This window comes from Oceanobacter sp. 1_MG-2023 (assembly GCF_030689025.1).
In the GTDB taxonomy this organism is placed as follows: Bacteria; Pseudomonadota; Gammaproteobacteria; order Pseudomonadales; family Oceanobacteraceae; genus Oceanobacter.
In genome coordinates this window covers 53,342-76,400 of the sequence record NZ_JAUYWA010000016.1, presented here as the reverse complement: position 1 = coordinate 76,400, position 23,059 = coordinate 53,342, and the positions used below count along the sequence as shown (strand labels likewise).

General features: G+C 52.7%; 9 protein-coding genes. 6 read left to right on the top strand and 3 right to left on the bottom strand.

From position 1 onward, the window contains the following. Nucleotides 1–66: 66 nt before the first annotated feature. Nucleotides 67–3,417, top strand: a complete 3,351-nt coding sequence (locus Q8W22_RS11470; protein ID WP_305452425.1) for an STY4851/ECs_5259 family protein — start codon at nucleotides 67–69, stop codon at nucleotides 3,415–3,417. Then, nucleotides 3,414–9,746, top strand: a complete 6,333-nt coding sequence (locus tag Q8W22_RS11465; RefSeq protein WP_305452424.1) for a DEAD/DEAH box helicase — start codon at nucleotides 3,414–3,416, stop codon at nucleotides 9,744–9,746. The genes Q8W22_RS11470 and Q8W22_RS11465 overlap by 4 nt, the downstream gene beginning before the upstream one ends. Before the next feature lie 233 nt (nucleotides 9,747–9,979). On the opposite strand, the gene Q8W22_RS11460 is transcribed toward Q8W22_RS11465, so the two are convergent. After that, a complete protein-coding gene (locus tag Q8W22_RS11460; RefSeq protein ID WP_370694176.1) occupies nucleotides 9,980–10,936 on the bottom strand; it encodes a rhodanese-related sulfurtransferase in 957 nt (318 codons plus the stop codon). Between the two features lie 280 nt (nucleotides 10,937–11,216). Here Q8W22_RS11460 and Q8W22_RS11455 point away from each other — a divergent pair, with 280 nt between their 5' ends. Further along, on the top strand, nucleotides 11,217–11,708 hold the full coding sequence (locus tag Q8W22_RS11455) for a DUF1456 family protein (protein ID WP_303434778.1): 492 nt from the start codon (nucleotides 11,217–11,219) through the stop codon (nucleotides 11,706–11,708). A gap of 173 nt (nucleotides 11,709–11,881) precedes the next feature. Here the strand turns inward: Q8W22_RS11455 and Q8W22_RS11450 are convergent, their stop codons facing one another. Beyond that, complete coding sequence (locus Q8W22_RS11450; protein WP_303434779.1) at nucleotides 11,882–12,307, bottom strand: acyl-CoA thioesterase; 426 nt, start codon at nucleotides 12,305–12,307, stop codon at nucleotides 11,882–11,884. 157 nt (nucleotides 12,308–12,464) lie between these two features. After that, nucleotides 12,465–13,151 carry a hypothetical protein gene (locus Q8W22_RS11445; protein WP_305415558.1) on the bottom strand — a complete coding sequence of 229 codons (687 nt, stop codon included), beginning with the start codon at nucleotides 13,149–13,151 and terminating at the stop codon, nucleotides 12,465–12,467. Between the two features lie 182 nt (nucleotides 13,152–13,333). Here Q8W22_RS11445 and recC point away from each other — a divergent pair, with 182 nt between their 5' ends. Genes recC through recD form a run of 3 tightly spaced genes read left to right on the top strand, consistent with a single transcriptional unit; the run spans nucleotide 13,334 to nucleotide 23,042 of the window. Beyond that, nucleotides 13,334–17,032, top strand: a complete 3,699-nt coding sequence (gene recC, locus Q8W22_RS11440) for an exodeoxyribonuclease V subunit gamma (RefSeq protein ID WP_305452422.1) — start codon at nucleotides 13,334–13,336, stop codon at nucleotides 17,030–17,032. Then, the gene (gene recB, locus Q8W22_RS11435; protein WP_305452421.1) at nucleotides 17,029–21,030 is read left to right on the top strand and encodes an exodeoxyribonuclease V subunit beta; all 4,002 of its coding nucleotides are present in this window, start codon (nucleotides 17,029–17,031) and stop codon (nucleotides 21,028–21,030) included. The genes recC and recB overlap by 4 nt, the downstream gene beginning before the upstream one ends. After that, nucleotides 21,027–23,042 carry an exodeoxyribonuclease V subunit alpha gene (gene recD, locus Q8W22_RS11430; protein WP_305452420.1) on the top strand — a complete coding sequence of 672 codons (2,016 nt, stop codon included), beginning with the start codon at nucleotides 21,027–21,029 and terminating at the stop codon, nucleotides 23,040–23,042. The genes recB and recD overlap by 4 nt, the downstream gene beginning before the upstream one ends. Nucleotides 23,043–23,059: the final 17 nt, after the last annotated feature.

Sequence of the window (23,059 nt, the reverse complement as noted above, 5' to 3'; positions counted from 1 at the left end):
GGGTCAGTTAACCGGACAGTAGTGTTGCAATGACAACAGAATAGTAACGATATTAAAGGGAAGTAAATGACTATTACGCCGCAGATCCATATATTTTCTATTCATGGTTGGTTATCTCGATTACTGACCGACAGGGATTTGAGAACTCCAGACCAACGGCCGTTATTCAAGTATCAATTGACTGCAGATGAATATTCAGAGTTATTGGTTCAGCTTCGTAAGGCTATTGGATCAGATAATGCGATGACAGGTTCTGCCACTTGTGCTGCATTCTGTTTGTTCTGTGCCGAATGGTACCGGCGAGAATATCAAGTAAAGGATAACTGGAGCTGGGACGCGATTTGGCAGCGGCTCGGCCACGAGTTTTCGGCTCAGGAGCTGGCTCGTATTGTTCCAAAAGGGTTGGAGCAATACTGGCAACGGCCAATACGTTTTTACGAGTCGGAGCGCCGTAATTTTCTGGGGTCGCTATTCAGTGAAGGCGGGCTGCCGTTTCAGGTGTTGACGAAGCCGGGCAGTCGATTTCAGGCTCTGTTCACTCGGGTGCTGAAACAGTATGGCGCCTCTCAGGCATTGACTGGGTCTTTGGAACCGGTTGTTCAAAGTCAAATTGAGCATCTCAGGCTACCGCAAGCTTTTAGAGAACAAACCTCGGTCGAGCTGATCGTCAATATGGCCGATCAGCTGGCGCGGCTAGTGGGCTCGTATCAACTGGAGCAAAAGTCCAATCCTGTCGAGGAATTGGACCGTTCCTATCCTCGTTGGCGAGAGTCATTTCCTATTCCTCTGGACGATGACACCGGGCGTGGCTTTCTGAATGGCTTGTTAACCACAGCATCGAAAGAAGCTCGCAAGACACCTGCCAGCGGCGACTCACTGGCTTGTGAGCACTTTTGGCAGTCTGGATCTGAATGTCTGGAAACAGAGATCACCTTACCGGTTGAGCTGTCTATGACGGTTAATCAGCTACCAGTCTCGAATCGATTCGATCTTTCGATCCATGAAGGACGTACGCTGCTTGCTTCCGTTGGCCCTGCTTATGGGACGGTGAAAGAGAGCCGGATCAATGTGAGGGTACGTCGTCAGAATCTGGTGTGTCGCCGCAAGGATCCTTCGAAAGCGCTATCTGTGGTGGCTTCTATTGGCGGTCAGGCCATTGGTGCGGTTGAAATTTCCGGCAGTGTTTTGGATCTTGGCGTGGTTCCGGTCGGCTTTGACAGCAGTGATGAGAGTCTCCGCTGGCATTGTGTTGGTCAGAGCAGCTTTACCACTCATGCACAGGAGATGATGCTGTTGGTGCCGAAAGGCTCGCTGGTTACTTCTGAAGATTGCTCTGTCAGCGAGCAAACGCTTTCTGTTTTTGGAACCCGTTTGTGGCATGTCAGTGGCTGTGGACGCGTTAGTTGTTCAAAAGACGATGTGTACTCGATTCGTTTGGGAGGAGCACAAGACTTCAATCCTCAGATTGATCTCAAGGGCAAACTTCTTGATTACTCCACAAGACCGTCTGCTACTTATATCGGTTTACCGCAGATGCCCTGTGCACTGGATGCGCCTTCCGAAGTAACCAATGCCCGGTTACTTTTAAATGGTACGGCAGCAGGTGTTTGTCATTTGAACGAGCGGCTTGGTACTCAATGGCTGACCGTCAAATCATCTGAAGGTCAAACCTGGTTGCGTCGTAGAGTCGGTATTCTACCTGCAGATTTTCAGATTGAGCTGCAACCTGGTGATTCACCGAACCACGGTTATATTCGTTTCAAAAGCAGTGTGAATTGCTTTGTAGAGTTTGCCTCGGATCATCTCAAGGCGCAGCGTTTGCCAGATTCTGGGTGTATTACCTATGAGCTGAATTCTGACCTGGATATTCCACCGTCACAAGTTGTCGTCAGGGTTTGTCCAAATCTGGAATCTGACCCGATTGAGATTCAGCTGCCATTCCCCACGGTAGGCGTGGTGGCGCTGGATGCTGATGAGCATCCATTACCAAAAACCCTGTCCGTTGATGATCTGCTGGGAACACGGTTGTATCTGTTTGCTCGTCCAGACCGTTCGGTGCAATACCGAATCGAGATGCGGTTGACTCATCGAAGTTCGTCCCATGTTGGCTATGAATGGAGTTACCGGGCAGATCCAAAATGGCCAGTAGAAGTCAGCTTGTATGAACTGCGTTCCAATATAGAGTCTCTTCTTTCCCTTGAAGACGGCATTGATCAAAAAGTGCTGCTTACTATTTCAGGCGATGGCAGGGATTCTGAATATCGGATTTGTCGTCATGCTGCAAATTTGGAGAAAGATTGGGATCGTAATGTGCTTTATAGTTCAGCCTTGGCCAGTGGTGATGAAAAGTCGATTCGCCCGGTGCTGATGCTATTGAACGAACCGGAACGCAGAGCACAGAAAATATTCCCTCGCCGCTCTGAAGGCGTTGCTACCGGTGAATTCGATATTCCAGATGTCGTTGAGAAAAATGGTCCTTGGCTGGTATTACCACACCAGGATTCACAGGTGAGCTTTCGACCTCTGTTTATAGGGGGGAGCCATGTCCAGCCTGAACCTGCGGAGGATATTCGCAGTCTTCAGCGTGCCGTCCTGGCGTTTGACCATAAGTCGCCGATCAGCGCATTTACACCAGTCTTTCAACAAATGGCTTTAAATCCCGGTCATAGCGGCTGGCAGTTTTTCAAATCTCTATATGACCAATACAACTATCTCTCTCTGGCAACGTTTGAAGTCTGGAAGGCGTTGGTCAATTACCCCGATGCATTGGCCATGTCGCTGTATAAATTCGGTTTTGAAGCGGGCTACGTACAGCACCTTGAAAAAGACTTTCCGACGCTATGGGAAGCCTTCCCAATCTCTGTTTTGAAAACGGCCTCGGTGCGCTACTGGGGTTGGATGGTCGAACAGGGAATACCTGTTAAAAGTCTTGATGAACATTTGAAGCCAGACTTCGCTACCAAGCTGGCAGCTTGTATGCCGATGTTGCAGGGTGGTCCTGCCAAGTGGCTGGACGATGGTTCTTTGCCTCAGGAAGTCCATCTGCCAAAAACCTCTATGCACAGTGTAATCCGCACCAAGTGGTATCAGAAGCTGCTTCGTAACCACGGTAACGATGATCAGTGGCCTCATAACTTTGGTAAACAACTGAAGAGATGGGTACAGAGCCAGCCAGTCGATTTGCTGGGGTTTGAACCAGAACAGGATTACCGCAACGCGGTGGTGTATATGCCTGTCTATTTGGCTGCTGTTGCTGCTGGTATCGAGCGGTTGGAAACCCTACTTCCGAGCCGGGCTGAAGCAGCTTTTCATATTCGTCAAACCCGTGATTTTGACACCGACTGGTTCAGGTCGGTGTATCAGTATGCCTTGTTGAAATTTATCTCTATCTCGCAAAAGGAATCGCAATACCAATGAGCAGCTATTTCGCATCCATAGTAAAGCAGTCTCTTTCCCGCACTACGGAAGCGACTCTGAGTGTGTCTGGTATTGTTCATCCGGGGCTGCGTGAACATTTATCGAAGCAGATGAATGCCGAGTGTGGCAAGCCGGGCTCATTTCTGGCGCCACCAATGTTTGAGCAGACGTTTGGTTGGGCACATGCCGGGCAGACTATGGAGCAGCTGGTGAATAACGGCTTGCTGAGTAAAGCGGTAGTGGCATCGCTTGACAGCAAAGATAACGGTCGTTATCGCTTTGGAGCGGACTGGCAACCGTTTACTCATCAATTAGCCAGTTGGCAATCATTGCTGGATAAAAAACACTCGGTGGTGGTTACCAGTGGTACCGGTTCCGGCAAGACCGAATGCTTTATGGTACCGGTACTGGAAGACTTGCATCAGTGTTATGAAGTCAATAAAAAACAGCCGTTAGAAGGCGTTCATGCCTTGTTCTTGTACCCGCTGAACGCTCTGATCAACTCCCAGCGCGAACGTCTGGATGCCTGGACTCAGGCGTTTGGAAACGGCATCCGTTATTGCCTCTATAACGGTAATACCCCCGAAAAACTGAACGGCAAGGTGACCGAGCAGAAGCAGCGCCCGAACGAAGTGCTGACTCGTGAAACCATGCGTGAGGCCCCAGCCCCAATCTTGGTGACCAATGGCACCATGCTGGAATACATGATGGTGCGTCAGGTCGACGCGCCGATTCTGAAAAAATCCCGTGAAGGTAAAACCCTGCGCTGGATCGTTCTGGACGAAGCCCATACTTATGTTGGCTCTCAGGCCGCAGAACTGGCAATGCAGCTTCGCCGCGTCATGAATGCCTTTGGAGTAATGCCGCAGAATGTTCGATTTGTGGCGACGTCCGCTACTATTGCCGGTGATGATGCTGCCGAGCAATTAAAAGCATTTCTCGGTGATCTTTCCGGCGTACCGACCAGTCAGATTGATGTATTGGGCGGTAGTCGTGTTGTGCCGGACTTGTGTGAGAGTCGGGATAAACCAGTGAAGCTGGCTAGCCTTGAAGCCATGCAGCCGGAAGACAAAAAACAGCCTGAGGTTCTGCCTGAACGTTACGACCTACTGACTCACTCACCAGAGGCCAGAGCACTACGACATTGTCTTGTGAGTAGCACACGGCCTTTGAAACTCGACGAGTTGGTCACTTCTGTGTCTGCGAAGGTTGGCCGTGGTTTCAGCCAGGACGAGCTTTTGCGCTGGCTGGATGTCTGTACGACGACTAAGCCACAGGAGAAAGCTGAATCTTTCCTGAAAGTGCGGGCGCACTTCTTTCAACGTACGACCCAAGGCATCTGGGCCTGCTTCGATCCCAATTGTTCCTGCAAAACCGATACCCCGTTAGAAAAAAGCTGGCCTTACGGCATGGTGTATACCAGTCAGCGGCAAAAGTGTGATTGTGGTGCACAGGTGTTTGAGCTGGCGTTTTGTAATGAGTGTAATGAGCCGCATCTGCTGGCAAGGGATAAAAATGGCGTATTGAGCCACTGGGATAATCAGCAAGATGATGAGTTTTCTCTCCAGAGTGATGAGGAATTCCATGTAGAAGAAACTGTAGATGGTTCAATCCAGTCTGTAGTGAACGTTCCTTTGGTCGTTTCACATCTTGCTAATGAAGAAAATCATTTCTTGCAAATGGGGATTGATCGCCTCTCTGGCGCTATTGGTGGCTTATCTGGTGACTTGGTTTCACTGGGAATGAATGATGTGGAGCCTTGTTGTTCAAGTTGCAGCCACAAAGGCTTTAACGGTAGTTCGCCATTCCGGCGTTCGTTACTTGGGTCTCCTTTTTATATCGCTAACGCAGTTCCAACAGTCTTGGAATATTGCCTTGATTTTGAGGATAAAGACTCTTCTATCAGTTATCAAAACCTACCGGGCCGTGGGCGTCGACTGATTACATTCACAGATAGTCGACAGGGTACTGCTCGGATGTCTGTGCGGATGCAGCAGGAAGCAGAGAGAAGCAAGCTTCGTGGTTTGGTATTGGAGTATTTATCCAATACTCAAGCTGGGATGAAAATTGATAGTCCAAATCCCACTGTAAATGCTGAACAAATTAAAGCCAAGATTGAATCTGCCAAGCAAGAATCTGATGAGTATCAATCGTGGGGAATGCCGCTCGAAGCGGAAGAGGCTGATAAGCGTGCAAAAAGATTACAGGGGCAACTTGATAAACAGCTAGGGATGGCAGCTCAAGTACCCAAAGTACAGGTCACTTGGAGAGATCTGACAGAGGAGCTGAGCAAGAATAAACGAGACGTTTATGAATTCATGTTAGCAAATAACAAGCATCAAAAGCCGGAGATCTTTGACGAAAATACTGGAAAACAAGCCTTGGCTGAAATGCTGTTGTTTCGCGAGTTTATGCGGCGACCAAAGCGCCAAAACAGTTTGGAAACTCAGGGGCTGGTGGCTGTGAGCTATAAAGACCTATCGTCAGCGGCAATGATTCTGCCCGACGGCTGGACATCCAAAGGGCTTACCAAAAAAGACTGGGCCGATTTCCTGAAAGTCTGCCTGGACTTCTATGTTCGGGAAAATACCTTTGTCCAGATCAGTGACACATGGAAGTACTGGATTGGTAACAAGTTTTCCTCGAAAACGCTGCGTAGTCCGGACTCTGAAGAATCAACGGACTCCCGCATCAAACTTTGGCCATTGATTCGTGGTAATAACTTTAATCAGCGTTTGATCAAGCTACTGTTGTTAGGTGCAAAACTGGACCCGGCCCGCAAGGATACCAAGGATTTGGTGAATGACTGGTTACGTTATGCCTGGAAATCATTAACCGGCCCTAATGGTATTCTGAAAAGTGATGAAAATCGTCATTTTCTGTCGAAAGAGAAGTTAACGTTTTCTCTGATGACTGAAGCTTGGGTGTGCCCGGTGACTCATAAGCTGATTGATACCACCTTCTGTGGTTTTACGCCTTACTTGCCACAGAGGTTGGACTTCGAGCAGCTGACGGATGACAAACGTGCTCGTTATCTTTGCCGAAAAGCTGAGTTACCAGAGGTATGGCGCTTCGATCGCTCAGATGATGATTATCAAAAGGGGATCACTAAAATACGTTCGATGGTTGCTGAGGACCCAAAAGTAGCGGCACTGAGATCAGAGAACCTTTGGACAGATATTAACGACCGGGCAGTAGAAGGTGGTTTCTATTACCGCACTGCCGAGCACTCTGCCCAGCAATCGGCTGAACGCCTTGGGAATTACGAAGACCTTTTCAAAGAAGGTAAAATCAATGTCCTGAACTGCTCAACCACCATGGAAATGGGGGTAGATATTGGCGGTATCTCTGCAGTAGTGATGAATAACGTGCCGCCACATCCTGCTAACTATCTTCAGCGAGCAGGGCGAGCTGGTCGAAGCAAGGAATCACGTGCTTTGGCTTATACTCTTTGTAAAGGCAATCCGCATGACCAGCAAGTGTTTGCAGACCCTAGATGGCCCTTTGAAACCAAAATTCCTGCGCCAGCCGTAGCATTGAATTCAGAGCGTCTTGTTCAACGTCATGTAAACGCGATTCTACTCTCGAATTTTCTCTGTAACGATGTGGGTGTTACCCAAAAAGACAAGCATGTATTAACAACAGGCTGGTTCTTCGAAAAAACAGCGGATGATTCGTTGTGCAATCGCTTTATGGATTCTTTGAAAGGCAGTGGTAATGCTGACCTTGATGGCGTTCTGGAATCTGCTGTCAAGGGTACCGGCCTGCATGGTCGTAAGGCTTCGCAATTACGCCTTGATGCTCGAGAGGCTATTGAGAAACTCCAGGGGCGTTGGTTGGGTGTATTCAATTATCTGGCAAGCGAGAAGAATTCTGCCAGGAAATATAGCCCCTACGACAAGCGGCTTGAAGTGGAACAGAAGCGCCATATGGGGGAATACCTCCTGCGTGATCTGGCGGCACGAACCTTCCTTCCAGGCTATGGGTTTCCGACAGATGTGGTGAACTTCGATAATTACACTATTGAGGATTACACTCGTACCCGAAAACAAAAAGAGCAGAAAAAAGATCGAGAAGACAATATATCTCGCTACAAGGGGCTTCCTTCTCGTAATTTGGCCATTGCCATCCGGGAATACGCACCGGGGGCTGAAATTGTTCTGGATGGCAGAGTCTTCCGCTCAGCAGGTGTTTCCCTGCATTGGCATAATCTTGCTGCGGATACTAATGAAGCCCAAAAGTTTGATTTGGCCTGGCGTTGTGACCACTGTGGGGAATTAGGCTATGAGGATGGTGTAACTGATACCAGCGCTTTGGTCTGTTCCAATAGCAGTTGCGGTGCAGATATCAAGGCTTCGAACATCAAGAAGGTATTAGTACCGGCTGGCTTTGTGACAGATGCCTATGAGTCGACCACCAATAACGTTGAGCATCAGAGATACATTCCGGTGCAGCAACCGTGGGTGATCGTAAAAGATGCACCGCCAGTTGCTTTGCCAGACCCTGCTTTAGGCTTTATGCGCTCTGGCCCTGAAGGCATGGTTTTTCACCATAGCGATGGTGAGTTTAAAACCGGCTTTGCGGTATGTATGCAGTGCGGTCGAGCCCACTCCATGGATAAAAATGGCGAATTCTCTCCTGAGCTGAATACCAGTCGACCACATAAATCACCACGGCCATCCAAAGATGATCGTTATGAAGAGAATGGCCAGCATAAAATCGCCGAGTGTGGTGGGCAAGGTGCGTTACAAGCCAACATTACTCTGGGTGCCCATAGCAGAACCGATGTATTCGAGTTGGTATTACGTCAACCAGCCAGCAATGAATACCTGATTGATGATGGTGAAAATGGCAGTAATCGCTCGGTTGCTCTGACATTGGCCGTAGCCTTGAGATTTGCTTTGGCTGGCAAGTTGGGGATTTCTGCTTCAGAGCTTGGCTTTGGTACACGACCAGCCAAAATTGATGGCCAGTCAGTGCTGGTCATCCAGTTATACGATGAGCTCAGTGGCGGTGCTGGTTTTGCGTCTGCTGCACCTGAATGCATTGAAGATATTCTGCTGGATATGGTAAGGCGCCTGCGTTGTAGCCACTGTGACACAGCGTGCAGTGAATGCCTGTTGGATTCATCGACTCGCCATTTTCACGACAAGCTGAATCGCCAACTGGGGCTGGAATGGCTGGGTGATGATTTCTCTCATCGCATCCAATTGCCGGAATCAGCCCAATTATTGCCAGCAGGCAAATATCAGCCACTGTCGGTGGAAGGGGTCATTCAAAAAGGAATTCGCGAAGGTGCCAATAAGCTGGTGGTACGTGTCGCTAGCGAGCAAGCTGATTGGGATTTGTCTGCAGGGCAGTTCCGCAAGGCATTACAAACCTATTGCCTGGTCGATGAGATACAAGTCGATTTAATGCTTCCTGCGGATATTGCATCTCAAGAATTATGTGAGGACCTGCTAGCACTCAGAGCCATTGGAGTCCAATTGCGTACTTCAAAGGAGCCAATGGAGGCTGTTCTTGTCGCTCAGCTAGAGTTTGCGGAACGCGTTTTAACCATTGCTTCCAGTGAGCCAGAAACTTCTGTTCCGGGAAAAGGCTGGCACCAGAGTGGTGGTTTAACGGTATCTTCAGAGCAGTTGCCTGCTTGGCAAACAACCGAGCTTGATACCTCGACATGGACTGAGGCTGAGGACTGGGTAGCCCGAAGTCGTGTAACAAATCTTGAAATCAAAAGTGAGTTGAATGGCACTCTGTCTAATTTCGGTAAGCTTTTCTGGCAATATATTGGTGAGCATGTTGATGAACTGGCGGCCATTATGGCTGATGACACCGTTCAGATAACCTCACTGAATTATTCCGACCGCTATCTGCAAAGCCCGTCCTATATCCTGATACTGACCAGTTTGTTGGGGCCTGTGATGACGAAGATGGACTCGCATGATGCAACCATACAGACCTTATTCAAGCGCAAGGATCGGGATGGATATAAAATATTCCACGATTGGAGCGATGAGCAGCATTTCAGAGATTTCACCTTGGGTTGGCTAAGTAAGCGCAGCGGTGTTTATTTTGACCTTGAGGTTGTCGATTCCAATCGCGATATCCCTCACAGTCGTAAGCTGGATATTGCATTTTCCAACGGCAGTTTGCTGCGTATCCGTTTTGACCAGGGAGTTGGTTATTGGCGACTTGGTGGTTCGCCCAATTTCGATTTTTCGGAAGAAGCCGATGTATTGATAGATGGTATGAGTGACCGTCTGGCCACTCTGAAGGTACATAATAGTGAATCCTGGGAAACAGATATTTCTGTTGAGTGGATTGCTTGATTTAGTCGTTAACTGTCTTATCAGTTAGCAGAGGTGCTGATAAGACATAACGACTACAGCGTCAATAGCCAATAACCAACGGGTTGGGTATCAGGAGAAGGTACTAGAGTGGGTGTCCCGAAAAGACTGGGGTCCCAAAAGAAAGACAGCGCCTGATGGTCAAGAGCGGTGACCATACAAAAAGCGCTGTTTGAATCTCTTCCTATATATTCTTGGTTTTTCCAGGTGACGTCTTAGTCTTGTTGCCGCTGCTGTGCCTTGAAGGCGAGTTTTTCCTGGCGACGCTGCTCAATAATATCTTGCAGGTCGTTGCCGAGGTGATCTTCACCACGTTGTTTGGCCAGTTGCATCTGATGTTCGCGCTGGCGGAAACGTTCCCGTTGTTCGTCTGAATATTCATTAATGCAGTGATGGCAACTAACGCCTTGCAGGTAATGTTCAGATTGTTTGTCGGCTTCGGTGATCGGGCGACGGCAGGCATGGCATTGGTCGTATTCGCCTTTTTCCAGCTTGTGGTTAACGGTGACGCGATTGTCGAAGACAAAACATTCGCCTTGCCACAGGGTTTCTGCTTCGGGGACTTCTTCCAGGTATTTCAGAATGCCACCTTCGAGGTGGTAGACCTCGTCAAAACCTTGCTCCTTCAGGTAGGCGGTGGATTTTTCGCAGCGGATGCCACCAGTACAGAACATGGCGACTTTTTTGTGTTTTTCCAGGTTGAGGTTTTCTTTTACGTACTGAGGGAATTCACGGAAGGTTTTGGTGTTCGGGTCTTGTGCACCTTTGAAGGTACCTATACCAACTTCGTAGTCGTTGCGGGTATCGACCAGCAAGACCTCCGGGTCGGAAATCAGGGCATTCCAGTCTTTGGGTTGTACGTAAGTGCCTACTACACGTTTCGGGTCGATTCCTTCGATACCCATGGTAACGATTTCTTTTTTGAGTTTGACCTTGGTGCGGTAGAACGGCTGTTCGTCATCGTAGGATTCCTTGTAGCCAATGTTGGCCAGACGTGAATCCTGACGCAAGTAGGCCAACAAGCCATCAATACCCGCGCGGCTACCGGCGACGGTGCCGTTGATGCCTTCGTGGGCCAATAGCAGGGTACCTTTGACGTCCAGCGCGAGCATGGTGTCGAGTAATGGCTGGCGTAATGCCTCAAAATCGTCAAGCGTGACGAACTTGTACATGGCGCAAACTACGATAGAGCCACTAACGGGCGTTTCACTGGCCGTGGGCGCAGGGGTTGGTGATGCGGATGATGTCATGGTGTCCTCGCTGACCGGAACGTAAAACCGGTGCGTGATGGTTTTTCGGGGCGCGGAGTATACAAAAAAAGCAGTTTTGTTTCAGCTGCTGCGGGTGGTGGTTTGGGTGGGCTGGATAGGTCAACCTGCCGGACTCTGCTAAAATGCATTGTTTATGCATGTCGTAATGATTCGACTGCTGGTTACTCAAACAGGACTTACCTTGACCAATAACGATGTATTCCGCCGTATCCGCTATACCTTCGATCTTAATGATTCCAAAATGATGGCTATTTTTGCGGCGGCGGATTGTTCCGTCACTCGGGAGCAGGTCTGTGGCTGGCTGAAAAAGGATGATGATGAAGCCGCGCTTATCGCCAGTGATACCGATCTGGCGGCATTTCTGAATGGTTTTATCAACACTCATCGTGGCAAGCGGGATGGTGCCCAGCCTGAACTGGAAACGCGTCTGACCAATAATATTATCTTGCGCAAGTTGCGTATTGCTCTGGATATGCAAGCGGAGGATATTCTGGAGACCTTGCAGGTGGCGGGCTTCCGTCTAAGCAAGCATGAACTGAGTGCGTTTTTCCGCAAGCCGGATCATAAGAATTATCGTGAGTGCAAAGACCAGATATTGCGTAACTTTCTGATGGGGATGCAGCGTCAGTTGCGACCGGAAGATATCAGCGAATATCAGCAGGATGATGACTAGCCTTTGTTCGATGTCTGGGTCTGATACCTGGGTTTAATACCTGGGTTTTCGACACCAGGGGTTCCAATACTCCGGTTTTTGATGCCGGGGTCGCTGCGCTTATAAACGCCGATCACCCGGATCGCCATCCATGGCGTGCGCTGATCGTATGATCGTGGCGTTACCTGATCCGGTCAGAATTCGCAGTTGTTGTTGTCCAGTACATAGGTTGGCAGGTCTTTTTCATCTGGAATGGGCGTGGGAGCACCGTCTTCGTCGATGGAGACAAACTTGAAGGTGGCTTCGGTTACTCTTTCCCGTTGACCAATACGACCGCGACGTACCCAGGCTTCAACGTGTATGTCCATGGATGTCCGGCCGCTGTAGGCCACTTCGGTGTAAACCCCCAGAATATCGCCAACTCTGACCGGGCGAATAAAACTCATGCTGTCTACTGCAACCGTGACAACACGTCCTTGTGCACGCTGCCCGGCGCAAATACCGGCGGCGATGTCCATTTGGGAGAGTACCCAGCCTCCGAAAATGTCGCCAGCGGGGTTGGTATCGCTCGGCATGGCGATGGTGCGAGTGGTCAACCGACCACGGGTAACCTCTTTCATGGTGTTATATTTCCTCGTTCTGAATGATCACCCCTCTGTTGCCCGGAGGGTGTTGAAGCAGTCTTGCGATACAGGTGGTAGCAACAGGTAGGGAATATACACCGAATGTCGTATTGAATTATCAGATTTTTAAATAGCTCTGATAGTCAGGTCGATTTCAGCAGGACCAGTCTTCGCGCCGAAAGAAGTGAAACCCATCGGCATCACACTGAAAACGTACCAACTCAATACCGCAGGGGGTGATTGGCTCCCAGGGTAAGGGCGGTAATTCTGATACGGTATGGCGAATGATATCGGCGGATTGTTGCTCGGCCAAAAAGCGGGAAACGGTAATGTGGCTGCCCCAGGGCATGCTCAGTTCAATGCCCGCCTGTTGGGCGCTTTCGACCAGGGCTTCTGCCAGCTGCCAGAAACCGGCGTTGGCTTTGCTGGCGGCAATCAGGGTGTTGCTGTTGTACAGCCAATCGGTGAAACCAATACACACATTGGCCAGTCGGGTTTGTGCCAGTGGTTGGCCCTGGTTCATAAACCACTGGTTTGCCTGAATCTCCAGGGCGTTGGCTTCGTTCTCTGTGCGCTGGGTCAGCTTGCTGCCTGTTGCCAGTGTGGTGTGCAAGGTGTCGGCACCATAACTCATGGCGGGAATGATCTGGCCAATACTGGCGCTGGCCTGGCTGAGCAAGCGCGTCAGGCTGTCGGGGTAACGTAATATCAGTAGTAAACCACTGTCGGCAGGAGGATTGGCACCCGTCAGTTGCAGTTCGGGCTGGGCCATGGGTTGGCGGAAAGCGTTGTAATAAATACCGCGCTGTTTCTCGGTATAAGCATCCATTTTGCTCGACATGGCATATCCTGAAAATAGGTTGGTGTTTGGCGACAGGGAAGATAAGCGTCAATCGGGCTGCTGTCGAGCCATCCGGCAAACTGACCGCACCGTCCGGCACATCACCGCGGATTTGTCCCGCGTTGCGGCGGCCTCTCCCTGTTAGAATGCTATTTTTTGTCGGCCATCAGGTAACGGATTGCATGCTCAAACTCTACCATTCCAACGATCTGGACGTTCTGAAAGGGATTTTGTTGTCACTGATGCAACAAAACCCACCGTCTCCTTTCGAGCGTGAAGCGATTCTGGTGCAAAGCCAGGGTATGGCACATTGGCTCAAATTGAACATTGCTGATGGTCTTGGTGTCTCGGCGCAGCTGGAGTTTCCGCTGCCGTTCAGTTTTGTTTGGCAGATATTTAATCGCTTGCGGCCGGATTTGCCGGAGCGCTCCCACTTCGACAAACAATTGATGATATGGAAACTGATGCGGTTGCTGCCGGGCCTGGTGGCCGGTGCCGGAGACGATCATCCATGCAAAGCGATTGCCCATTATCTTGATGACGATGAGGCTGGTATCAAATGTTATCAGCTGGCACAAACCATTGCCGATGTGTTCGATCAATACCTGGTGTATCGGCCAGACTGGTTGTTGGCCTGGGAAGCGGGTGAAGATCAGGTAGAAGGGGCGGATGTCAGCCGTCATCCATGGCAACCGCTGGTCTGGCGGGCGCTGGTGGCTGACTGTGAGCAACAGGGTCAGAGCCTGGCGCACCGGGCACGACTGATGGAGCAACTGGCAGATCTGGTACGGCGCTACCCTGAACGGCTGGCAGGCTTGCCCAAGCGGCTGTTTGTGTTTGGTATTGCGGCGTTACCCGGCAGTTATTGGCAAGTGCTGGATGCTATTTCGAGTGAAGTGGAGGTGCATTTTTTTCTGTTGAATCCGTGCCGGAACTTTTGGGGCGATATTGTTGATGACCGGCGGCGGTTGCGGATTTTGCAGCGCCAGCCGGAATCCGCTGCGTACCTGGATCGGGGTAATCCGCTATTGGCCAGCTGGGGCCAGCTGGGGCGTGATTTTCTGACCTTGGTACACGAGACCGAGCTGGCTCTGGATGTGGAGGCCTGGGTTGATCCGGATCAGCCATCAGACACGATGGACCTGCTGCATGCGCTGCAATACGACATTCTGGAATTGCAGGATCGGCAACAGGCGGCTTTTGGTGCCGATGCCCTGCAGCACAGCCGGTTTAAACAGGTTGTACAGGCGGATGACGATAGCCTCAAACTGGTGTCTGCTCACAGCCCGTTGCGCGAAGTACAACGGTTGCACGATCAGTTATTACACTGGTTTGCCCAGGACCCGGAACTGAATCCTCGTGATGTGGTGGTGATGGTACCGGATATCGATGCCTATGCTGCGTATATCGACGCCGTTTTCGCCAGTGTTGAGCAAACCGACAGCGGCCATAGCCTGAGAATCCCCTGGGCCATTGCGGATCAGTCGATGCTGATGGAAAACCCGCTGATTGAAACCTTCCTGTCGTTATTGGGGCTGGCAGACAGTCGCCTGACTATTACGGAAGTACAGGATTGGCTGGATGTGGCGGCTATTCGTACCCGCTTTGGTATTGCGCGTAGCGAGCTGGAAATCATCAAGGACTGGCTGGTACGCGCGAATATTCGCTGGGGGCTGGATGGTCAGCAACGTGGTCGCCTTGGCTTGCCGGTATTTGAGCAAAACAGCTGGCGTAAGGGGCTGCGGCAACTGTTGCTGGGATTGATGATTCCTGAGGTATTACCCGATAGTCAGTACACCCCGGGGTGGCAGGGAGACTGGCCGATTACGGCAGTGGAAGGTAACAGCGCTGAATTGCTCGGAAAGCTGTTGGGCTTTGTGGATGCGTTGGAATACTGGCAGCAGACATTGGGCGAATTACGCGATCCGGCCGACTGGCTGGTCAGCTTGCCAGTCATGCTGGAGAGCTTTTTTTGTACCGACTTCAATCGCGCTGATGGTGTCAGTCTGGCGGAACAACAACAGCAAGCAGGCTCGTTACAGCAGGTGCGTGATGCTCTGGTGCGCTGGCAGCAAGAGCTGGAACTGAGTGCTGTGGTCTGTCCTGCGGCAGCCGCCGGTACGGTGCCGGGAACACATGACGCTACGACCAGCCCCCTGATGTTGTCAGGACGGGTGGTACGGGCCTGGTTTAATGAGCAATTAGGGCAACAAGGTGGCTGGCAGCGCTTTTTGGCCGGGCCGGTGAATTTCTGTACCTTGATGCCGATGCGGTCGATTCCATTCAAAGTGGTGTGTTTGCTGGGCATGAACGATGTCGATTATCCGCGCCGGGTACCTCCGGTTGGATTTGACCTGTTGGCCTCCGGTCAGCGGCGGCTGGGGGATCGCTCCCGTCGGGATGATGATCGTTATCTGTTTCTGGAAGCCGTAACGTCAGCACAGCAGCACCTGTATATCAGCTATCGCGGTCACGGCGTACGGGAAAACAACGAGCAGCAACCGTCAGTACTGGTGAGCGAGCTGGTGGATTACGTCTGTGACAGCTTCTGCCTGCAGCAAGATCAGGACAAGCCCCATGCCCAAAGCCGCGAGGCCATGTATCAATGGTTGATTGAAACCATCCCCTTGCAGCCGTTCGGAGCCGGGGTTTATATGCCACTCGGTCATGACCGCTCAGCTCCAGCCGTTATAACCAACCGGATTACCAGCTATCACCCGTTATGGGCCAAAGTGGCAGGCAGTCATCATCCTGCCTTGTTACCGCAGGAGCGTGAGGCTGTTGGTGATTTTGTCAGCCGTGTACTGCCGTTGCCAGAGGAGCTGTTACCCCAACACTCGGGTGAGCGGGTAATCATAGAACTCGCCGATATGATCAAGGCGTTGCATAACAACGCCGACTTTTTTCTTAAACGGCGCTTGCGCGCCAATCTGACACCTTACTGGCAAGATCATCCGGCAGAAGAGCCGTTTGATCTGGATAGTCTGGAACGTTATCTCTATCGCAGTGACGAGCTGGACAGCTTGCTGGGCGACAATCCAGCGGCCAATCCCTTGGTCGATGAGCAGGGAAATGCTGCTCGCCAGCGCCGCCTCGAACGCATGCAGGCGCTGGGACAATTACCGGTGAACGCGCTTGGACAACTGACGGCGCAGAAATTACAGGCCTCGGTTCGACCGCTCACCGAGGCGGTGTGTTTGATTCGGGATACTGCCATCGCGACAAGTGCCGATAGCTGTGACGCAGAGGGAATCAGCCGCCAGGCATTGGTCGCGGCGGTTGAATTAAGTGGAGACAGTCTGGCCCGGGTGCTGAAGGAAACATTGGCTGATGACCGGGTAACCGCTGGTACTGCCTTGGCCTGGCAGCTTGAAGGCGAGCTGGGTCAGTGTGCCGGCTCGGTGTTGATTCGTTATCGGCCCGGGGCGATTCGTGGCAAGCATCTGCTGGCAGCCTGGCTGGAGCTGGTCCTGGCGCGGCAGGTTCATGGGGATGCCATTACACATGCCTTGGTGTTGGGTCTGGATAGCAAGCAACAGGTTGTGCAACACCGGTTAGATGCCCCTGCGCTGCAACAGGCCAACGATATTCTGACGGCTTGCGTGGCGTTTTATTTACAGGGCTGGTGTCAGCCTCAACCATTACTGCCGGATTTGCTTTGGCAGTTGCTGCAGGTGGAAGAAGAGGCCCGGGATGACGTTGTGGCCAAGGCAACGGCGCAAGAGTTTGGTGAACTGGCAGCGGTGTCGATTGTGCGGTGTTTTCCCCAGCTGGCGGAACAGTTGGAACAGCCGGAACAACGAACCGCCTGGCTAAAGCAATTTGACTGGTTGATGAAGCCGTTGTGTGCTCATCACAGCATGGCGGAGGAAGGGTCATGACTAACCATCGTTCGATAACCACGGATGCCCCCGGTGCAGCGGCGACGTCTGCCGTAGCCGCCGCTGGTGAGCATGGGCAGGCCGGGGTCAACCCTCTGGATATATCGACCTTTCCGCTGTTGGGGCAATCACTGATCGAAGCCAGCGCAGGGACGGGGAAAACCTACACCATTGCCAGTCTTTACAGTCGTTTGCTGATTGGCCATCACACCGGTCTGGGGCAACTGAGTTGCGATCAGGTGCTGGTGGTGACCTTTACCAACGCTGCCACTGAAGAGCTACGAGGCCGTATCCGGGAGCGTATCCGTAACAACTTTGAGGATGTGGTGCGCTTGCGGGGTGGACAGCCAGTCGATGATGCGTTGTTTGGGCAATGGTTGGCACAACTGGCGTTGGACGATGAAGGGTTACAAAGGCTGGCAACCTGGCTGCAGGCGAATCTGGCGCGTATGGATGATGCCAGTATTTTTACCATTCACGGTTTTTGCCAGCGCATGCTGAAACAATTCGCCTTTGATACCGGCGTGATGTTCAGTGCCGAGCTGGTGCTGGATGCCGACCAGTATTTACGCCAGGCCTGCGAGGATGTCTGGCGTCGTGGCCTGTACCACCAGCAGATTCTGGCGGTCGAATGGCTGTCGGCGGTGTTCCCAACCCCGGCGGATTTGATGAGTACGGTACGGCACTGGTTTGCCCGGCCGGACGCCCGTTTTATTCCATCACCAACACCGGGGCAAGTGTTGTTGCCAGAAGACTGGCAGGATGCCAGTCGCTGCTTTGAGCAGGTCGGCGCGCTTTGGCAGCAGCTGGGTGATCAGCACATTCTGGAGCTGTTGCAATCGGGTGACTTGAATGGCAACTCATACCGCAAAGGTTCGGTGCCGGGCTGGATACGGAGTATCAGCCAATATTTCAGCGGTCACTTCTCGTTTAACGTGCCGGACAAGCTGGGTCACTTTGGTACTGAGATGTTGCGTGCCAAAACCAAAAAGAAAGGCACCACACCAGAACACCCGTTGTTTGATCAGATCCAGCAGCTGCTGGATACATTGCAGCCGTACCTGACGCAGCTTGATCAGTTGCGATCAGTCTTGCCGGTGGTCTGGTTCGAGGAGGTCAAGGCCCGTTATATCACGCTGCTGGAGCAGGCCGGTGCGATGTCGCCGGATGATCTGTTGCGGTTACTGGATGTGGCGCTGCAGGGGCCAATGGGACAGGCGTTAGCGGAACAGATACGCAGCCTTTATCCTGTCGCCCTGATTGATGAGTTTCAGGATACCGATCCATTGCAGTATCGGATCTTTGCCACGATTTATCCGGCAGAGTCGGACAGCGCAGAGGAATCCCAGGAGTATAAAGCCCCTGTCAGCGGTAATGACAGGGCCGCGAGCAGCGGATCGACGCGCTGGGGTCTGACAGCGATCGGAGACCCCAAGCAGGCGATTTATGCCTTTCGGGGAGCGGATATTTTTACCTATATCGGAGCCCGGCGGGCGATGAAGCCAGAGCGTATTTTTACCCTGGATACCAACTGGCGCAGCCACAGCGATCTGGTGGCCGATGTGAATGATCTGTTTGCACAGCATCCGGCCCCGTTTGTATTTGATGAGGATATTCCGTTTCATCCCGTCAAGGCCGCTGGTAAGGCGGATGATCGACCGTTGCGATTGATGTTGTCTGGCGCGGCTCAATCGCAGGCTCCCTTACAGATCTGGCTGGATGAGGTGGAAGAAAACCGTGATCAGGGGGTTTGGCGTTGTGCGCAGCAATGCGCCAGCAGTATCCGGGCGTTATTAACCGGGACGGGCCAGATTGGTGATCAGCCGGTGCTGGCTCGGGATATGGCGGTGCTGGTACGCAGCCACAAGCAGGCCCAGATCATGAAAAAAGCCTTGTCGCGGGTGGGCGTTGGTGCCGTGTTCCTGTCTCGGGATTCCGTCTTTCGCAGCCTGGAAGCCAGCGAGTTGCTGACCTGGCTGGCAGCCATTGCCGAACCGGCTAACGAGCGGGCAGTGCGTAATGCCTTGGCGACTTCGTTACAGGGCTTCAGCAGTGAGCAGCTGCATCAGCTATTGATCGAAGAAGCTGCCTGGGAGCAGCAGCTGGCGCAGATTCAGGGCTACCACGACTGTTGGTTACGACGCGGGATTATGGCCAGTCTGATGCGCTGGCTGAATGATAACGACCGGGCCGTGCGGTTGCGGCAGTTAGCGGATGGCGAACGTATTTTGACCAATCTGCTGCATCTGGGTGAATTGCTGCAGCAGGCCAGTCGTCGCTTGCGGGGCCACCAGGCTTTATTACGCTGGTTTACCGAGCAGGTGCTGGACGCATCAGGCAGTGGTGACGAAGCCCAGTTACGGTTGGAAACCGACGACAACCTGGTATCGATTGTCACCATTCACAAATCCAAAGGGCTGGAGTATCCGCTGGTTTTTCTGCCTTTTCTCTGGAGTGACAGCTATACCCTGCGACCACAAGCCCGCTCGGTACAGTATTTTGATGAGGCACAAGGGGTTGTGGTGAATCTGGCACCGGATAAAGAGGCCAGAGCAATGGCTACCCGTGACAGTAAAGCGGAAATGATGCGGTTGTTGTACGTGGCGCTGACGCGGCCGGTGCAAGGCTGCTTTATTTGGTTATCGGCGGCGATGAGCCGGAAAACCAGAGTACTGGACACCTCCGCCCTGGGGGAGTTGCTGCAAACGACAGGAGTCTCGCTTGACGCGCTTTGCCATTCATCCGGGGAGGCAGTCCGGATCAGCCCCTGGCCTCATTGGCCTGACGGTGATCGCCCCTTGATCCCGGTTACGGAGCAATTGCCCGTGGCGATGGATTTTTCCCGGCCTCTGTATCAGCGTTGGCGTGTCAGCAGCTTTACCGCGTTGAGTTATCACGCAGACGGAGGCAGGCATGACGGTGTGGGTTTGCTGGCCGATGTTGGAAATTTGCGCCTTGATGAAACCGATCATGGCAGCAGTCACGGAGAATCTGGCAGTCACTTGGGGCTGACGGCTGAGGACACGAACGGCTCAACAGGGCAGCTGACCGCTGAGTGTCGGGATAACCCGTTTATTACCTCGGCAGCCATCTCTTTTCCACGAGGACCCCAGGCGGGTACCTGTTTGCACCGTGTGCTGGAACGGTGGGATTTTCATTCTCGTGAATCCTTGATCGAGACCATTCTGCCTACGGAGCTGGGGCATTTTGGCTTGTTACAGCAAGACGTTGATTTACCGGCCCTGGCTGACTGGCTGATGGGCGTGGTGCAGACACCCTTGGACAGCGAGAGCGGTTTGTCACTGGCAGCGCTGGAGACGGATCAACGCCTGGATGAAATGGAATTCTGTTTGCCGATCGGTGAGTTGCGCTCGGGGTCGTTGAACCGTTTGTTGATTGAATCCGGCCAGGACGCTGAAGGTATCCGGCGACCACAACTGGAGTTCAGTGCGGTGACAGGGTATCTGAAAGGGTTTATCGATTTGGTGTTCTGTTATCAGGGGCGTTATTACTTGGCGGATTACAAGTCGAATTATCTGGGAGATCAGCGGCAGGATTACACTGGTGTGGCACTGCAGCAAAGTATGGTCGAGCATCATTATGATTTGCAGGCCTGGATTTATATCCTGGCACTGGACCAGTTTTTACGTCAGCGGTTACCAGACTACAGTCCGCAGCAGCATCTGGGGGGAGTGTATTACCTGTTTCTGCGTGGCATGGGGGACGCTGACTCCGCGGCTGTGGCGGCCTCCGGGCCATGGCCGGGCGTGTATCTCCAGACCATCGATTTGGCACAGTTGCAGCACTGGCAACAACGCTTGCTGCGGCCAGCAGGTTCTGGGTTCGGGATTGGTGCTGATGCTGGTGTTGATGCTGGTGTTGATGTTGAGCCCGATGCTGGAGCAACAGATAACACTCTGCCCCGGCATCAGCCGGAATCCGCGTCGGCCAGGCAGCCAAACACAGGTACTGCGAGACAGGGAGAACTGGATTTATGAGTACGGTGATGTATGAAGCGCCAGCTGGGCATCAACCTTGGCTGGCACCGCTGCCAGTGTTGACCGTGGCCACGCCGTTGTCCCCCTTGCTGGATCGGCTTGTCCGTACCGAGCGGTTGCGGGAAATTGATCACCAGCTCAGTCGACAGCTGTTGGCCTACGAAGGTGAGTGTGTACCTGTACAGGCCCAGGCCTTGTATCTGGCCTCGGCGTTGGTTTCGATTGTATTGGGTCGGGGGCAGGTGTGTTTGCCGTTACATTACGCGCCGCTGCCCGAGTTGGCTGCCAATTGGCCTGCTGCTGCCCAGTGGCATGACTGGCTGCGCGGTTGTTCGGGGTGCTGGTGGTCCTGTTATGGCGATGACAGCGATGCCGACGGTGACTATCAAGGGCAACCCCTGGTGCTGGAGCAGCGCTGGGTAGACGGACAACCGGTGTTACGTTTGTATCTGGCGCGCTACTTTTTTTATCAGCGCGGACTGGAGCAGCAAATCAGGGAGCGACTGGCGTTGTCGGAGACGACAACATTACAACCGGATGTATTACGGCCAGCACTGGCGACGCTGTTTTCGCCCCGCCATGATGGGCAGAACGATTGGCAGGCGATCGCGGCAACCACTGCCTGTTTGCAGCATTTCAGTGTTATTACTGGTGGGCCGGGTACCGGTAAAACCACCACCGTCACTCGCTTGCTCAGTGCCTTGCTGACCACACAGCCTCATTTGCGTATTGCTTTGGCAGCGCCGACCGGCAAGGCCGCCGCCCGCATGACCGAGTCTATTCGGGGGGCCAAGTCGCAAGGTGGTATCGCGATGGCGGAATGGATTCCGGATATCAGCTTTACCCTGCATCGTCTGCTTGGCTGGCATCCGGGGGGCTTTCGTTATGGGCCTGAGCGGCATTTACCTTACGACTGTGTGGTGGTGGATGAGTCGTCCATGATTGATCTGGCGATGATGTATCAGTTGATCAGTGCTTTGGCACCAATGGCCCGATTGATCTTGTTGGGTGATAAGGATCAGTTGGCATCGGTTGAAGCCGGGAGTGTACTGGCTGACCTGTGTGATGCCGGAGTGGAGCATTGGCCGGAGGTGTCTTTCGGCCAGCAAGTCGCCGCCTTGTGCGGCTATAACCCGGCGGCGGGCGGCCCGGGTGTGACGGCCTCTGCCAGCGGAGAGGCGACGAATGGCATGGTGAATGCCGTGGTGTCGTTAAAAGTGTCCCATCGCTTTGATGCCAACAGTGGTATTGGCCAGCTGGCTGCTGCGACCAACCGGGGGGATGTGGCAGCCGCGTTGGCAGTGTTTCCCCGCTACGCGGATATTGATCTGTTGTTGCATGACTCCGAGGATTTGCCTGCGGCGGCGCCTGCATATCAGGGAATAGAGACCGCGCCCGGACAAGCATCATGGCAGCAGGTGCTGGTGGATGGTTATCGCAGCTATTGTGACGCGGTGGCATCGGCAGACAGCGTGCACATGTTGGCAGCGCTGAATGATTTCCAGGTACTGGTCGCCACTCGACAGGGGCCGTTCGGAGTGGAAAGCATGAACCTTCGTATTGAAGAATTGTTGACCCGTGCCGGACTTCTTCGGCGTAGTGCCGATAGCCTGTGGTATTCTGGCAGGCCGGTTATGGTTACCCGTAACGATTATGATCTCGGTCTGTTTAATGGCGATATTGGCGTTACTGTGACGGATGCCGCCGGTGCACTCCGGGTCGCCTTCCAAACCGCCGATGGTGGGGTACGATATTTATTACCCAGTCGTTTGCCCAGTCATGAAACTTCTTTTGCCATGACAGTCCATAAAAGCCAGGGTTCGGAGTTTGTCGCGGTGCAATTACTGTTGCCGCCCCTCTGGCAACCTGTCATTACGCGAGAGCTGGTGTATACCGCGATTACCCGGGCACGTGAGCGTTTTGTTTTATTGACGAGTCATGGCTGCTGGCGGCAGGGATTGGCCAGCCGGGTGGAGCGAGCCAGCGGCTTGCGTGATGCCCTGTGGAGTTGACGGTCAGCGCGATCTTG